The organism is Halomicronema hongdechloris C2206 (genome assembly GCF_002075285.3).
Taxonomy (GTDB): Bacteria; Cyanobacteriota; Cyanobacteriia; order Phormidesmidales; family Phormidesmidaceae; genus Halomicronema_B; species Halomicronema_B hongdechloris.
Window position 1 is genome coordinate 4,878,177 of the sequence record NZ_CP021983.2, and the last position, 15,624, is coordinate 4,893,800.

12 protein-coding genes and 2 pseudogenes are annotated in these 15,624 nt (G+C 50.0%); 2 read left to right on the plus strand and 12 right to left on the minus strand.

The window, feature by feature from the left end; all coding sequences use genetic code 11:
- Window positions 1–324 precede the first annotated feature (324 nt).
- From XM38_RS22220 to XM38_RS22265, 9 genes and pseudogenes are all read right to left on the minus strand, one after another.
- Window positions 325–4,146, minus strand: coding sequence for an NACHT domain-containing protein (locus XM38_RS22220; RefSeq protein WP_187329508.1), 3,822 nt, complete (start codon window positions 4,144–4,146; stop codon window positions 325–327).
- A 477-nt stretch (window positions 4,147–4,623) separates the two neighbouring features.
- Window positions 4,624–5,388: an ISL3 family transposase gene (locus XM38_RS26545; protein WP_202978833.1), complete on the minus strand. Its 765-nt coding sequence runs from the start codon at window positions 5,386–5,388 to the stop codon at window positions 4,624–4,626.
- A gap of 14 nt (window positions 5,389–5,402) precedes the next feature.
- Window positions 5,403–5,840, minus strand: a complete 438-nt coding sequence (locus tag XM38_RS26550; protein ID WP_202978832.1) for a helix-turn-helix domain-containing protein — start codon at window positions 5,838–5,840, stop codon at window positions 5,403–5,405.
- Window positions 5,841–6,102: 262 nt separating this feature from the next.
- Window positions 6,103–6,483 carry a hypothetical protein gene (locus XM38_RS22230; RefSeq protein ID WP_225889385.1) on the minus strand — a complete coding sequence of 127 codons (381 nt, stop codon included), beginning with the start codon at window positions 6,481–6,483 and terminating at the stop codon, window positions 6,103–6,105.
- Window positions 6,446–6,916 (minus strand): hypothetical protein, encoded by a 471-nt coding sequence (locus tag XM38_RS22235; RefSeq protein WP_225889386.1) that lies wholly within the window; start codon window positions 6,914–6,916, stop codon window positions 6,446–6,448. The genes XM38_RS22230 and XM38_RS22235 overlap by 38 nt, the downstream gene beginning before the upstream one ends.
- A gap of 657 nt (window positions 6,917–7,573) precedes the next feature.
- On the minus strand, window positions 7,574–9,037 hold the full coding sequence (locus XM38_RS22245) for an argonaute/piwi family protein (RefSeq protein ID WP_080811274.1): 1,464 nt from the start codon (window positions 9,035–9,037) through the stop codon (window positions 7,574–7,576).
- Window positions 9,027–10,306 (minus strand): annotated as a pseudogene (locus tag XM38_RS22250) (DUF4365 domain-containing protein). Before XM38_RS22250 ends, XM38_RS22245 begins: the two are co-directional and overlap by 11 nt.
- A gap of 1,192 nt (window positions 10,307–11,498) precedes the next feature.
- Complete coding sequence (locus XM38_RS22260; RefSeq protein ID WP_137455205.1) at window positions 11,499–11,783, minus strand: hypothetical protein; 285 nt, start codon at window positions 11,781–11,783, stop codon at window positions 11,499–11,501.
- Window positions 11,773–12,024 carry a hypothetical protein gene (locus XM38_RS22265; RefSeq protein ID WP_137455206.1) on the minus strand — a complete coding sequence of 84 codons (252 nt, stop codon included), beginning with the start codon at window positions 12,022–12,024 and terminating at the stop codon, window positions 11,773–11,775. The genes XM38_RS22260 and XM38_RS22265 overlap by 11 nt, the downstream gene beginning before the upstream one ends.
- A gap of 123 nt (window positions 12,025–12,147) precedes the next feature.
- Here XM38_RS22265 and tnpC point away from each other — a divergent pair.
- Window positions 12,148–13,682 (plus strand): annotated as a pseudogene (tnpC, locus tag XM38_RS22270) (IS66 family transposase).
- Here the strand turns inward: tnpC and XM38_RS22275 are convergent.
- Window positions 13,648–14,127 (minus strand): leucine-rich repeat domain-containing protein, encoded by a 480-nt coding sequence (locus tag XM38_RS22275; protein WP_187329509.1) that lies wholly within the window; start codon window positions 14,125–14,127, stop codon window positions 13,648–13,650. The pseudogene tnpC and the gene XM38_RS22275 overlap by 35 nt on opposite strands.
- 138 nt (window positions 14,128–14,265) lie before the next feature.
- The gene (locus XM38_RS22280) at window positions 14,266–14,625 is read right to left on the minus strand and encodes an ArsR/SmtB family transcription factor (protein ID WP_088431084.1); all 360 of its coding nucleotides are present in this window, start codon (window positions 14,623–14,625) and stop codon (window positions 14,266–14,268) included.
- A gap of 171 nt (window positions 14,626–14,796) precedes the next feature.
- Here XM38_RS22280 and XM38_RS22285 point away from each other — a divergent pair, with 171 nt between their 5' ends.
- Window positions 14,797–14,964, plus strand: a complete 168-nt coding sequence (locus tag XM38_RS22285; RefSeq protein ID WP_088431086.1) for a metallothionein — start codon at window positions 14,797–14,799, stop codon at window positions 14,962–14,964.
- Between the two features lie 43 nt (window positions 14,965–15,007).
- Here XM38_RS22285 and XM38_RS22290 read toward each other — a convergent pair whose 3' ends face one another.
- Complete coding sequence (locus XM38_RS22290; protein WP_088431088.1) at window positions 15,008–15,619, minus strand: cation efflux transmembrane domain-containing protein; 612 nt, start codon at window positions 15,617–15,619, stop codon at window positions 15,008–15,010.
- Between the last annotated feature and the right edge of the window lie 5 nt (window positions 15,620–15,624).

Below are 15,624 nucleotides of genomic sequence, written 5' to 3' on the forward strand. Positions count from 1 at the left end.
GCGATCGGTCGCTCACTTGACTCAGCACAGCAAAGGGCAACAATCCTGGTAGCTCTTAAGAACACCTCCAATGGCTGCTCCCACAGCCGAAGCACCTCAAAGGTGTGACGATTCTCCGCATTGGGAAACCCTGGAACATCAGGCCATGCAACCCACAGCCGAAGCACCTCAAAGGTGTGACGATTCTCCGGCAAGATGAATGAGGTTTGCTAACCCACTCAGATCTTATCTGCAGCAGATAGAGCATGACTTGCCGCATTGATTTATGGGAAAAGCGACAATAGACCTGCGGTTGATTTATCGTTTCTTGATTCAGAGACAAGGCTACAGTTTTTTTCGCCTGCGGCGCTGGTTTGATCGCGGCAAATACTGCGGATAGTCTTCATCTAAGATGCCTTGCAGCGGATTGCTGGCAACTCTTTCCTTGCGCTGACCGTAAACCCAGAGACCGCTGCAAAAACTGAAGAGACTAAGCCAGATGACAGCCGCCAGCCCCCAGTTGCCCCAGTTGAGAGAGTGCAGCAGGTTGCGTAGCCCCAGAAAGGAGAATATGGCCGTAATCGGAAACCAGCAGAAATAAGGAAAGGCGAAGAACGCAACCCCCTTTTTCCAGCCTGGAATTGAGCTATGTTGTTTGCCTTGCAGCGTATAAATCTCGCTGAGCAAAGCGGCTCCATAGCCTGATAGCGAGGCCCCAACCATAGCTACAACTGAAGCCACAACCCAAGCCATAGCCCAAGCCCCAATCCAAGCTATATTATCAGCAGCATCAGCCCAAAACCCTATAACCAAAACCGCAACCATAGCTATAGCCCAAGAAGCCCTATCCCACCAAGAGCCAGTATTGGCCCCAGTCATAGCTGTGAGCCCAGCCATGGCTACAACCTCAGCCATAGCCCACCAAGCATTAAACCCAGCCCCAGCCCCAGCAGCCACAGCTATAGTCAAAACCCCACCCACAACTGCGACCCCACATACAACCCCAAACATAGAATTCGAGGTCAGGGCCTTTTGAAATAGGGTCATGCTTTTCCAAAATGAAGCATTTGTTCTCAGTGCTTGGATTGCATGGGTAAAGGTTCCAACCCCGAACGGCCCTAACTGCCTGAATATCAAAGGTTCTAGCCGTGCTTCCATTCCTTGCCATAGCGCTATCCAAAAAGCAAGCACCACCACAATGGACAGCGCCAGTAGACCATTCATGATACGCTCGGGCTGTTGCACCATTTCTGAGAATACCTGGGCAACGGCTCCTGCAGAGGCAAAAAGGGCAATGCCTAAAATCAACCAATAGTGGACGCTTTGAGCAAATTGGTATGTCTGGGCAGGCTCAAAGATCCGTGCCCAATCTTGGTCATTTGGCAAACGGTAATTATCAGTGAGGCGATATAATAGCTCAGCCTGTAAGTTCCGCTTAACTCCAGATAGGAGAATCAGCCATCGTTTAATCCTTTCATTATTAGATCCAGCATCATTCGATCTGGTATTCCCTATCAATTTATCTAGAATTTCCTGGCTCTCTGTTGATAGTTGAATGCCCCAAAATGAATTTCGAGACTCTCGAACTACTACCGCCATTTTTCCAAATGCTGTATTCTTGAATTTAGCTTGATCAAAGCCTCTATCGACAAGGATTTTAAGCTCTTCTTTATTTGTAGGCGTTCTTCCTATACTCCCAGTGGGTCTCAAATGGATAGCACAGAGTGGAATGATAATACGAGGGTCTGCAACCTCTTTCCAGTCCTCTGAGTCCAGTAGCCTCGAGTGGATTTCTGCCAGTAATACTGAAAGTATTGCCGCAATCCGTCCTGCGATCACAGGCATCGCAGATGAGCCCGACTCCTCAAAGGGAAGCCACACCCATGACAGCGATTGTGCTTGTTCAGGGGTTTGAATAGAGTCATCAGTTTTTATAGCAGCAGACAAATCATAGGTCTTCAGGGCAGCCTCAATCCCGAAGCGTGGCAACAGGGTAGCTAGTCGCCAGGCTGCAGAGGTTTGCAGGGCTGGTTCTGGACGCCATAGCAAAGGTATCAATGCTTTAGCGGCTTCAGGAGTGGCAATTTTGTGCAGGGCAGCCACCGCCTCTAGATCATCGCTCTGGGCCAGCCTAGCCAGATCCGGTACAGCCACGTCACCCATGCGAATCAACGCCTCTGATATCGCTGGGGGATCTTGGCGATACTGGGTCGCCAGAACTTCAGCCGCCTGGGGCAAATTTGTCATCGATAGAGAAACTGCCGCTGCCTTAAAGACATCTCCAGCTTCTGTCTCTAGCCGCTGGCTCAGTAGCGCGAACACTTTCTGACCTTGGCTTTGGGGGCGCGAATCTGCCGCCACCGTGCCAAAGGCGCGGGCCACTGTATCATCGGTTGTTGCCCGATATAAATCTTGCATCATGTGAGTCACGATTTGGTCGGCAAGATCCTGCTCCACCGTCTGAGCATCCGCCAAACATTCAAAGGCTGTCAGGGCATCTTGCTCATACACCTGCTGAATTAGTTGGGTACTATTTTTAGCCATACCGCACCACAGCTTCACCACCTCTCGCCACGCCGTCGGGTCTTGTTGAAACCGTGTTACCAGGGCGTCATCCTCGCTGATGAGCGCTTTCGCCGCGAAGAACTCTTGCAGTGTTAGGTGTGCAAACCGATAGCACTCATCACCATCATCCATGACTACTTTCTGCAACAGCCCACTGCGGCTGACGATTTCTTCCAGGATGGAGTCTGCATCGTCGGTCTTGGGACTGAGAACCGGTAATGTTTGGTTGATCAGGCTTAGCACCGTAGTGTAGGGAATGTTGCGGCGATCTGGGTTGTTGGGGTCGAGCGTGTCTTGGATAGCCAGGGCCAGCTTACGGAGCACCGACCACTTATCCCGCATCGGATACTGATTGGGAATGTTGTGCTCTTGGTCCCGCTGTTCCAACAAAAAGCCAGTGGCTCTCTGATAAAATTTCGTGCGGGAGTAGGGCAGGATGAACCTGGCCTCGGTGTAGAGGCCGGCGATGATGGTCAGCAGTAGTGGGTTTTGGGCCAGGATTTTGATCTTGGGTCGATTTTGTAGCTCCTGCATGAGCTGTTCAACTGACTTCTCAGGGGGCATCCTGGCATCCCATGCCTGCAAGAACTGGCGTATTTGCCGATCGCTAAACTCATCCACCTCCAGCCGGTTGCGATTCAGCACCAGATCAAACTCGTGGTTATACACAGCGGTGCGGCAGGTCACTACCGCCGGGCAGGTGTACTTTCTCAGTACTTCATTGATTACTCTCACCACTTGCGGGCGCACCTGACTGCTGACCTCATCCAGCCCGTCCAGCAGCAGCAGCAGCTTGCCTTTTTGGAGTCCTTGGGCCACAAAATTTTTGGCGTTGGGAAAGTTGCTATCTTCCAGTACTTTCACCAGCCGTTTCACAAACCTGACTTCATCCAGGTCCGGGCCGGTCAGGGTGTTTAGCTCCAGCCGCACCGGAATCGGATTATCCGGCAAATCCAGCGCATCGTTGCCGTAGGTAAAGGCAATGTGCTTTAGCAGCACCGACTTTCCCGACCCCGGTGGCCCCGTCACCATCAGCCGCTTCAGCCCCTTTTGCTGGCTCAGCGCCTGATAAATGTCGGTTGCATCCGTTGGGTGGTTAGGGGCCTCTGACCACTCCTTCACCTTCAGCGGCACATACACCGCTGCCATCTCCAGCGGTGGCTCTATTTTGAACGGCGTATCCAAATGTTTCAGATGTTCTTTCAGATAATTACGGTACTTCTGCAGGGCCAAATTACGAAGTAACGGATTGCCTGAAACTCGTCGGTACAGCCAATTCCCAATAGCCTCCACTCCAGCGGAAACTCGATCCCTGATATAGGTCAGCAGGGCTCCTAACAAAAGCAAGATTCCACCGGTTAGCCAATTGAGAGGTAAAAACTCCTTGAGGTCACTCTTGAGCCGTTCTCTCTCTTCAGTGAACTTGGCTTCGTAGACGTCTAGAATTTCTAAGCGATCCCAGCCGAGGGAGTTGTCCTTGAACTCCTCATAAACAGAGTCATGGTACATCTGCTCCCCAGCATTGGCGTGATTGATGGCCCGCTCCTCGATCGATGACTGCAGCGCCTCTGGAGTTGCCCAAGACTCAGCTTGAGATGCCATGAAGCTGGCAGAGCCCAATAGTAAACTCGCCGTCAATGCCGCACTGAAAAGTCCCATCAGGCATGAACGTTGGCAGCACAGCAGCCAGCGTTGATGTAAGAAGCGGAGAGCACCTGGCATAGAGCTATCGGTCTTCAGTTACGGCTACCTGATTTATAGCCTTTCCCTATCGATTTAAAAAAGTTGGATAGGGGCTATTCCCATCGCTGCCTCCTGCTGACCTAAAACCCTGCCTGATTCAAGCTCCGTGATTGGAATCTTCGCTGAGTTTATCGAGAGCTGAGGAAGAAGAGCATTCTGGTGGTGTTCTAAACCTGTAGATTGCTAGGTCAGGGTATTATCCTGCGGGGCAACCCCAAGGACTCATTGCCAATCATCTACACGCACGGATTCACACCTTATTTTGAGACATACCCCGGTGTTCACGTACCAGAACCTTGGGCCATTATTGAGCGGCATGGGGCTCTCCTGGGATAATTATGCAGCAGCAGGAGAAAAATGCCAGCAGATGAGGCAGCGGAGCCGAAATCGCTCAAAGTTGGTGAACCCGTAACCAGAGCGCTTGATCAACTTTAGGCGAGTATTGATGCCTTCGACGACACCGCTTGTGGTGCGGTGTTCAAAGTACTGGAGGATTTCGCCAAACCATCGCTTCATCGTTGCCACAGCCTCGGGGTAGAGGGATTGCGCGGTTCCCATCCAGCCCAGGAAACCCGGCAGGGCTTGAGCCCAAGACTGAGCCTCAAATAGAGTCCTAAAGGCTTCTTTGGTCTGATGCATCAAGGCGAGTTTCGGCGAAACAGCTTTGACCTCAACGAGCTTGTCCTGCTGGGTCTTGGTGAGATGGGCTTCTGGCTTGAGGAGGGCATACTTACTGGATTTGAGCGCTGCTTTAGCCGCCTCAGGAGTGACGCCCTCGGCTAAAGCCTCGGGTGTCCGCCGGAGGGCGTTACGGGCTTGATTCAATTCCTGATTGACCAGACTCATGACATGGAAACGGTCGGCCACAATCTCGGCTTGAGGCATCAGGCGATGCACTAAGCCCCGGTAATTGCCGGAGAGATCCATGCTGACTTCTTCAATGTTTGAGAGCACTTCGGCACCCCAGGTGTTGAGCACGGCTTCAATCGCCGCATGAGTCCGCGCTGGAGCCATCCCAATCAGCCTGTGAGTATCGAGGTCACTCAAGACCACAGCAAAGTCCTTGTGACCTTTACGTAGCGCGATTTCGTCGATGCCCAACCGCCGCAATCCACTCAAGTCAATACAGACTTTTTTTCGCTGACATACTCCACCATGGACCAGACGATATCTTCGCTCAACCCGTGCTGTCGCGCCACATTAGCCGTATTACTATGAATCACCTCACTCACCACCACCTCGGCATACCGGTCCGTGTACACCCGACGCGCGCCGACAAACTCCAGCTCCTCGCTGAAGGGTTTACCGCAGGTCGAACACTTAAACTGGCGGCGATTCACCCGTAACCAGGTCTTCCGGTAATGGCTGATGGGTAGGTCACGCACCAGGTAGCCATGATTCTGATGGAGGTGGTGGCTCAAAGTCCCGCAGCGAGGACAGATTGCTGTGTCCCTGTGCGCTTCTACCTCCAGAATCAAGCCATCCTCGCTCTCCTGGTATGACTCCACATCAATGCCAGACAACCCCAAGAGTTCACTCAAGAGAGGTACCATAGCGATACGGTATAGCATCTACTACACCAGCATACTCATTCCTGCAGAGCCCGGCATGGTGACAGCGGTCCGCGCGAACTTGCCACTGAGTTACTTGCCCTTACCAAGATGAATGTCAATAATGCGGCTTTCTCAGACGGAGAGCCCATTACTTTGGCTTTTTCGAGGCGTGTGGGAGACATCTTGAAGGAAGTCGGGCCAGAAATGACCGTTCGCTCTGAATATTCTTTCTATATGTGATCAGTAAAGAAGATAGAGAAAATTACCAAGGCAGCCAACGACGAGTATTCTTCGAGGTTTGCCTGACTGATCCAACAATCTGGTCATTGACCTCATCTTGACTATCCCCGCCAATCGTGCCAATCTGCCGCTCCAATTCGTTAGCCGCCAAGCTCTCATTCACCATGTAGGCTTCTTGCGCTGCTTGAGGCAACGTCTCCCGACGCCCTTTCTTGCCGCCCGTTTCGCGATATAGCTCATTAACGGTGCAGTCGAACAGCTCTCGGGTTTCTTCAACAACAGAACGCTGAAACACATCCCCAGCACCACCGTTGTCCCGAATTGACTGGGTGAATCGCTTATTGACGATCGCTCCATCGACTCGTTTACGCTGCGGAGCTAGTACTTGGGAGTCGCCAATCAAGTCTAATTGGGAGGCCGTCTCTTCCTGGCTGCTGGCTTCGTTCTTCCACCAGTTCAAAAAACCCATCTGCTTCCTCACGCTCACGGGGGGCAAATTCAGACGAAAAGAGCTGTTCTAGACCCGTTCGGATCAGGTCGAGCGCATCTGGATAGGCCAGAAACGCATCCAGAATCTCATGCCGATACTCGTAGTCCCAACGATTAGTTGTGAAATTGAAGTTGTCTAGCACCAGCATGTAAGCGTCCAGGCAGCTTTCATAACTGGCTTGGGCGGTGAACTGCGCCAGCGCTCTAATCCAGGTTGCCTTGTAGCGGCGATCGCCAAAACGCTTTACGTCTTGAACGAACGTCACTTCTTGGGTAATGACGCCACTGGCATCGTTGAAAAGCTTCCAGGCTTTCCAAACTTTGTCTTTTAGCTCCAGTAGTTTCATGGCGCTGCCAGAATGCCTTGTATGTAGTATATCCCTGATCATCGAGCTGAGAAGCCCACATTACCGTTTTTTTAGTATTTCTGTTCTAGCTAACGCAAATACCAAGGAAAAGGCCTCTCCAGTCGAATCTAGCCTGACTAGAATGCTAGACAGCAAGGGTTTGCCACTCTCGAATTCATGCCAAAGCTTGACTGCTGCGATCGCTGCCGTTTCTACAGTCATACGCTCTACCTAGTATGTGCTAATCATCCTAAAGGCGTCGAGACGCCCACTTGCCCTGACTTTGTACCCGACTCATTGCGAAGTGAGGAAGAATCACTTGCTTTCTATGAACCGTGGCAACCAGAAGACGCTAGCTACTATGCCGATGAACTAATTCTTGACCCTATCCAGAGGTTGACTAACGCTCAACGATTAGAACTGCTCGATACCCATCCCTTGTTCACGGGAAGATGCCCAAAGTGTGAGAGCCCGATCCCTCAAACAGATCCACCCCGAATTCATTGGGATTGACCTCATTGCGGCTAGTGGGACGATTCAATTTGAAGCTCGAACGCCTTGAGACATCTTTGTTATGGTATCGACACCAGACCGAGGTCGATGAACAACAAATGAACCACCTCGCTCCAATTTACTGATTAACCGCTACTTTAGGGCCTACATATAAAAACGGTAGTGGAATTCTAGAGGTTCGTCCTTGCCGATGTACTTCAATATACTGCCTACTTGCCTTGCTGCCCGAATAGTAATGGGCTCTCCGCGATCGAACTGCGTGTTGTTCCAGTTCATTTTTGTTAAAGCTAAAATTTCCTGCGCTAAATTCTTCTGTGTATCCTCTGTACTCTCACAACGAAATTTGAGGGGACGTGGAACGTACATACCTGGATAGGTGGAAAAAAAGTCGATGCTACCGCGCGTGTAGAGAACTCCGGTTTGCTCATCCAGGCTCAGTAAGGTTCCCCTTAGGGGCGGATACTTACCATTCCGGAATAGACGTGTGCCTGAACGGTTATCAAAGCTAATAAATTCTGCTGTATCAATGCCGTGTTTGTCTAGCGCGTCTTGAAAACCATCGAACTCTTCTGGAATAAAGCGTGAGGTTTTGTGCAAAACGATGCGTGCGGGTAAGTTTCGATGCTCCCGTCGATATAGAGATAAAACATTAGCAAGTAATTCTGCTGCATCAGTGGCAGGAAGATAAGGCTGGCGGTCATCTTTTGTTACTTCTGCTTGTCCGCCTCTTAAAATGACCCCTTCTCCACGCTCATTAAAGATTTGAGCAGTACTGGTTAATAACTTTGAACGGTCTAAAGTCCTATAGAAACTAATCCCGACATAGCAAGTTGCTAAATCTTGCGCACTTCGAACTAAGCGCCATGGCGTCCCTAATGCCTTGTAATAAAGCGCCGTATAAAGATTCCAAGCACGTGTTGCCTCATCTTGAAGCGATTTATTTTTCCTTCGATTTGATTTTTTAGGCTTTTTGGCTAAGTTGATCGTTGAAGGTAGAACAACCTGAGTTGGTTTGCGCAAGGCCATTGCTTTTGCCTTAAATAAATCGTGAAAATCTAAGCTGATGGCTTTTGATTTTTCAAATCTTTGCGATTTTGTGGATGCTTGAGACGCATAATCTGCTTCATCTTCATCCATGCGCTCAAGCAAGGATTGCGGCAAAGCACAAATCAAAACATCTGGGCCTGTTTTTTCATCGATATATTTCAATTCTTCGATAAGCGCATCAACGGTTTCTTTAATTAATAAATTTCGATCTGTGTTCTCCAGAAGTTTATCGATCGCTTTGTTTGAGATGATGGCGTTTCTTCGTGAATTTACACTTATATTTGTTGGTAAACTTTCTATTTCTCCAAAGCCTGGAAATTCTGGAAAAAGATAAGGCTGTTTGCTTTTCTTAGCTTCTATACCTTGCTTGCACTTATCTAGCCAGGACTCTAATCCTTCTACTGTCTCTGATGATCCAACAACGCCTAGCTTTATCTCGCTCGGCGCTGAGGCGGTACCATAATCCAAAGGTTTGTGGTGCATCATACCAAAACGAATGTCGATATGCCGACCACCATTACCAAACTCTAGTTCTGGCTCCGATAGAAAGTCAATTTTCATTGTCTAATTGAAATAGTGGTAATTCATTCAGGTCATCGGATAATAAAGCAGACGACTCAGCGTCTTCGCTGCCAATCCACATTGCGTCATCGATGCCAACATTAATATTAAATTTTTCGAGCTTGCTGAAAGTTAAAAATGGATACGGCAATTGAAATAGTTCCCCCTGTGGTGATGTAGATAAATACTCAACCCACATTATTAGTTGACCAAACACTGCAGAATTCTTCTCAAGCCGCTTAATGCCTGATAAATGCTCTTGGTCGTACTTGTCTCTAGTACACCCATCTCTGGTAAAAAAATAAGTTGGTGTTATTTCTAAAAACCAGCTAGAGTCAATCCGTAAAAACTGCCCTATAAATGCAGAGTGGCGATAGTAAGCTATTTCTTCTGAATTTTTCTTTTTATAGGCAAGAAAAACATCGCGGTGCGTTTTCTTTGCAAGACTTTGATAATAATATGTATGGACAGATAAATTTGGTGTCGCTTTAAAGTAGTAACATTCTTTCTTTCGATCAAATAGCAAATCGCCCTTTACTTTTTCACGGAGCGTATTGTTCAGCAACCAGACAAATTGATGATGTCGCTCCCGCATACTCGAAAGTGACCATTCTTCTACGTCATGTTCCTCAACAGTCCCTGCATCACAAACTGTAGACCAAGGCTGATGACGGAGATTATGGAAACTCAAGATAAAATTACCGTCAAGAATCCATTCTCGCCCTAAGGTTTGCCCAATTTTTAAGAGATCCGTATAAGCCCTAGACTCATCCTCGGTCATTGTGTATCCGGTGTAGAGTTTCTCTCCAAATTGAGAGACTTTAAGGAGATTTGAGTAAAGCTCTTCTTTCTTAGGGCGAGGTGCTAAGTATAGGCCAGAGCCGCGCGGCACAGCGAGCTCAATTAAGGCATTTCGAACACGACCATCAAAACGATTGGCTTGCTTATCAAATAATGCTTTGCGCGTTTTCCTCCGTTCGGAATGCCTAAAGTGCTCTTTGACTGAAATCCAATAGGCTTCTCTTTCTGGCACGCGGACAATAATCAAAATTACAGGTGCATTACCCTGGAGCCAATACTCTAAGTCTCGTTGTCCACATTGGTATTCGAATTTAGAATCGTTTTCTGATAAAAGTTTTTTTGCTCTGTGGCTTTTCCCTGAACTTGAATTATTGAGTTTGTGACTTCTTCGGTTACATCATCGCGAATTTCAATAAACCCATCAATGCCTGCTTCTACACCCCCTGTTGGATACCAGAGAAAACCCATCTCAAGGACAATTTCTTCGATGACATTAATGCCTTTTTGACCAGTGATGTCTCGTTTCCCGATTTTCTTAGGCACGATTAATGCTGACGGCTCTCCTGACTTTGTGCTGATAAGGCAAACGGCTACCAATTTAAGGCGGGACAGCCTACAAGACAAGGGTTACAGCCTACAAGGGACTTAGCCGATTTGAACTCAATTTTGTCCCGTTTTATGTGGATAGCCGGCAAACTTATAGTGGGCAGCCAATAGGTTTCAGCCGTTTCCCACAAGGCATTTTGTAGCCTCTTACACCATTTCAACCTCAGACCCGGAAGAGCCATGCTGACAGATCTCTTTGGTTAGTGCAAACGAACCAAGTATAGCTGAACTATTTAATCGGTACCACTTACAGATACATTGGTGCGCAATCTTGCCCTAACTGTCCCGTTAAGAACCATAAATTAGACAGTTAGGACTGTCAGATCACTAACGACCAGAATTTTTCCGGCTCTTTGGACTAAACTATGCTGACTGCATTACTAAAAACCTCGAATCCCTTATGTAGAAATACTTGTAGGTCTTAGAAACTCAAACAGAGTCACGAATGCCGCAAAATCCTGCGCCGTAAGGATTCTAGCGATTTTCAGGGCTGTATTGCATACCCTAGCCGGAAGACCCGTTTTTCCTCTGCTACAGCGTTTCCCGCTCTAGTGAGGTGCGAATACGGGGCTGTAATCCTTGTCTGTCAGGATTGGGTGTACCTCATCAGCCTTGGAAGCGCTGTATAACTGGGCCAAGATGCTAGTCGTTCATGTCGCTCAACCCGATTACGTCCGCTTCACCCAAATAGTTGCGCAGCGGCAACTCCTCTCAATCGCTGAGCCACGAACTGATTGTCTATTTCAGAATCCCCTTCCCTAAAGAGCCTCAAGGGAGCAGTACGATGTCACAAGAAATAATTCATAACCGATGCTAAAACGGATAAGGATATTGCCGCGAAGCTAAAGCGTTGGTGAACAACCCCGGAACATTAAGAATTGTGAGTGGTCTACGATGGTAATGATGTCAGTATGAGCGAGAGTTTAGAGAGCACCCGGCATCGTTCCCTTAGTGAGGTCGAAGCGTTGACCGCAGTTGTGGATCAATAAGCCACGATGACAGTACCGGAATTTCTCGCTAAAGTGCCCCATCAAACTGCTTAAAATTACCTCAACTAGGTCACAAACTGAGAATTTGAGATCACCTTTAAGGCAATCCCTGCGATCGCATACAGAATGCAGTTCTGCTCAAACTTTTTTCGCGCCTGCACCATACCGACACCCCGGCGAGCTTTGATGGACTCGTACAGATAGGCCAGTGACAAGGCCATACAGACAATCTCAGCCACATCAAACGTGAACGATTGCCGCCAGGGTGTGGCAGGCCCTGAAATAAACAGCAATAGATACACCACCAGCAGTGCGCCCAGGGTGATTTTGAAGGTTGAATCACTCATCATAGTTCGACTCCCGATGATGTTTGGGCTTGAGGATTAACGACGGTTGCGATCGCCGCGCTTGATAGAGCGCCTTCAGATTCTCAGGCGATGGTCGTTGACGTAGTCGCCCCAGAGGGGCTAGACCGGCCCTTAAGGGCCATCGCGAGGCGGAAATTTCCCAGTTCTGCCGGTCGGCTTCAGTGAGGTTGCTTGGTCCCAGAATTGCAGGTGGAAAGGGTAAGGGATTACGGCGCAGATCCAAAATTTTGAGTTGGGGTAACTCTTCGAGTCAATCAGGGCAAGTTTCAATTTGGGTAAACGTTCACGTGAGGCGTAAAGGAATGTGAAATCCGGCCATGGTCATCCTCTGGTAATTTAAGGAACTATGGATGAGCAATATCTCAATCAGCCAGAGGGAATTCCTTTAGAAGACTGGGAGCGCACTCCAGTCAGCGTCAAGCAACTGGTTGGCCAGTTGAGTCAGCGCCTGGTGCAGTTAGAGCATCAATACCAGGACATGCAAGCGCAGATGCAGTTGCTGCAAGAGCAACTCAACCGGAACTCAACCAACTCATCGCAACCCCCGTCATCCGACCCGCCGCAGGTCGAGCCCCGTCGTCGTCGCCGCAACCGAGGTCGAGGCCGAGGCGGTCACCCCGGCCATCCCGGCCACCATCGCCGGTTGTTTGCGCCTGAGGCGTGTGAGACTATCAGCGATCATTATCCCGAGACCTGCGCCAACTGTGGTGCGGCCTTGAGCGGAGAAGACCCGAATCCCTATCGGCATCAAACCGTGGAGATGCCACCGGTCGTCCCTCAAGTGAAGGAATATCGCTTGCACCAACGGGTCTGTCCCCAGTGTGGTCATCGGACTCGTGCCAAATTGCCAACCGGTGTTTCTAGTCACGTTTATGGGCCTCGAGTCGTCGCTACGGTCGGTGTGCTCAGTAGTCTGTATCGCCCTCACAGCGCCTGGTGCAACAGGCCATGGCCGATTTATTCGGCCTCCCAATAGCCCTGGGCAGTGTCAATAATCTGCGCCAACAAGCCAGCGAGGCGGTGGCTGAACCGGTCGAGGTCGCCAAGACCTATGCTCGCCAACAACCGATTGTGGGCTCAGATGAAACCAGTTTTTCCCAAGGCAATGTGGATGGTCACAATCCTGAGGGACGTCAAGGTTGGCTCTGGGTGGTGGTGACGCCCTGGGTGAGCGTCTTTGAGGTGTTTCTCCATCACTCCCAACAGTCCGCCCAGGCCCTCTTAGGCGCAACGTTCGATGGCATTTTGATTTCAGATCGCCACAGCGCCTACACCTGGGTGGCCTTGGAGCGTCGGCAGCTCTGTTGGGCGCACTTGAAACGAGACTTCACCAAAATTGCCGAGCGCACAGGGGTGTCTCAAGGTTTAGGTGAGGCGCTGCTCGAGCAAGAACAGGCGTTATTTAAGCTCTGGTATCAGGTTCGAGATGGCACCTTAGCGCGTCCACAGTTTATCGAGGCGGTGAAGCCGATTCGCGAGCAGGTGAAGGCCCTGCTCACCGAAGGCGCTAGCTATGCCATCGGCCCTAAAGAGAAGACGCCGTTGGCGAAAACGGTGCGCACCTGTCAACGCTTATTAACGGTGGAACCGGCCCTCTGGCTCTTTATCACAGTGGAGGGGGTGGAACCGACTAATAATGATTCTGAGCGAGCGTTGCGACCAGCGGTCATCTGGAGAGGCATTAGTTTTGGCTCCCAGACGAAGGCCGGCAGTACCTTTGTGGCTCGAATGCTGACGGTGATAGCAACACTACGTTCTCAAAATCGCAGTATCCTCGAGTACATGACTGAGGCCTGTCGGGCAGCCCGTGAGGGGAAACCGGCTCCTTCATTATTGCCGCAAACTCCTAATACACAAGAGCGGGACTCACTTGCGGCTTAATACCCACTGGTCGATTACCAATTTGGTTATTCTCAAGGTCTAATTTTTCTAGCTCAATGAGCTGGCCGATGCACTCGGGTATCGTCGTGATTTGATTGCTATCGAGCCTAAGCTGAGTGAGATTGGCGATCTGGCCGAGGCTCTCGGGAATCTCAGATAAGTTAACGGCGATCGCGTTGAGTTTTGTGAGTGATTTGAGTTGAAAAATAATCTCTGGCAACTGTCCTAACGGGTTACCGCTTAGATTCAGCACTTTCAAATGCTCTAAAGCAGCCAATTCGGACGGTAAATTACTCAGGGCATTGGTTGTCAATTTTGGGGTAGGTTGCCCATCTGGAAATTCCCAAATACAAACGCTCAGGCGTTGGCGTAGCCGCTCCAAAGGAGCATCGCCAATGACATTCTCCAATTGGGGCGGCAGGCTGAAGAGCAAACCGTCGCTCAATAGGACTGTGGCAGGTGATTGATGGCTGTCGTTCGGTTGGGATTTTAGAAAACGACAAAATGGCAAGAGTTTGCGAAGTGGTAGGCCCACAGGCATGAAGATAACATGAATAGCAGTGAGTTGGCTGTGCCCAGAAAGTCAGTCATCATCGTTGGGTTCATCCAAATGCTCTGAGGCTTCCCGATAAAGATTGAAAATGTGCTTGTCTTTCAAGCAATAGTAAACATTGCGTCCTCGTTTGCGGTAGCTGACTAGCCGCATGGTGCGTAGCACTCGTAATTGATGGGAAACAGCGGATTCAGTCATCTCAACCGCCTCAGCCAGTTCGCCTACCCGCAATTCCCGAGAGGCGAGTGCTGACAGAATACGCCAGCGATTCGGATCGCCCAGCACGCCAAAAAACTCGGCCATCCGCTGGGCCTTCTCAACACTCAGGATCCCACTGACGGGAGCATCGGCCCCGATCGCCTGCATCGCTTTTTCTTCAGAGTCCGACATCAATCAGCCGATATCCAGCAGCAACAGCAGCACCTTTAGCGATCGCTCAACAACCCCAGCCAAAGCTAAAGATTTTATAGCTTTAATACCTGAACAAGCATTCAAGTGTTATGGTGATACCTGAACAAGTGTTCAAGTGTTTGTGTCATTCTATCGGTTTAGGATATTGCCATGACGACTGTTACTCAAATGAAATGTGCCTGTGACTCTTGCCTGTGCATTGTGGACACCAGCAAGGCGGTTGAAAAAGAGGGTCACTACTATTGCAGCGAGGCCTGTGCGAATGGCCATCCTGAAGGATCGGGGTGTGGTCATACGGGCTGTACGTGTCACAGCTAAGTTTTTGGCAGGCAGCAGCGGTTGTGCTGGCTGTATAGGCTGCTTACGCGATCGCACGCCAGGATTGCGACAGGACTGTTCCGGCAGAACGGGCAAAAACGACGGTGAGCAGCAGACCCACTAACAAATCCGGTATGGGAGACTGGGTGAGCAACACCAGTCCCGCAGCGACCAAAACGGATGTGTTGGCAATGATGTCATTGCGGGAGCAGAGCCAAACAGAAGACATGTTCAAGTTGTCCTGGCGATGGCGGGTGAGCAGCAACAGGCAGATCAGGTTAGCCACCAGCGCCAGCAAGCCCACGAAGCCCATGATTTCTGCTGTGGGTGCAGCCTCGGTCACAAACTGGTAAACGGCACGGGCGAAGACCGCGATCGCAAATCCAAACATAATCACACCCTTCAGCAAAGCCGCCCCAGCCTGAGCCTTAACGCTGCGGTGAATCACATAGAGGCTGGTGCCATAGACCAAAGCGTCTCCCAACATATCCAGGGAATCCCCTGTGAGGGAAAGGGAATCGGCTCGCAGCCCCGCCCCAAACTCGACGACAAACATCGCGAGATTAATCCCCAACACCGCCCAAAGCACCCGAGCCTGACGCTTTTTGAGTTGAGTCAGGGCTTCGGCCTTGTGCTGACAACAGTGATCGGCCATTGCTT

Excerpts from the sequence above, each read along its gene's own strand:
- XM38_RS26550 (WP_202978832.1), bottom strand. The coding sequence starts at position 5,840 with ATGGTACCTCTCTTGAGTGAACTCTTGGGGTTGTCTGGCATTGATGTG.
- XM38_RS22235 (WP_225889386.1), bottom strand. The coding sequence starts at position 6,916 with ATGAAACTACTGGAGCTAAAAGACAAAGTTTGGAAAGCCTGGAAGCTT.
- XM38_RS22285 (WP_088431086.1), top strand. The coding sequence starts at position 14,797 with ATGACGACTGTTACTCAAATGAAATGTGCCTGTGACTCTTGCCTGTGC.
- XM38_RS22220 (WP_187329508.1), bottom strand. The coding sequence starts at position 4,146 with ATGGCATCTCAAGCTGAGTCTTGGGCAACTCCAGAGGCGCTGCAGTCA.
- XM38_RS22290 (WP_088431088.1), bottom strand. The coding sequence starts at position 15,619 with ATGGCCGATCACTGTTGTCAGCACAAGGCCGAAGCCCTGACTCAACTC.
- XM38_RS22260 (WP_137455205.1), bottom strand. The coding sequence starts at position 11,783 with ATGATGAGTGATTCAACCTTCAAAATCACCCTGGGCGCACTGCTGGTG.
- XM38_RS22280 (WP_088431084.1), bottom strand. The coding sequence starts at position 14,625 with ATGTCGGACTCTGAAGAAAAAGCGATGCAGGCGATCGGGGCCGATGCT.
- XM38_RS22245 (WP_080811274.1), bottom strand. The coding sequence starts at position 9,037 with ATGAAAATTGACTTTCTATCGGAGCCAGAACTAGAGTTTGGTAATGGT.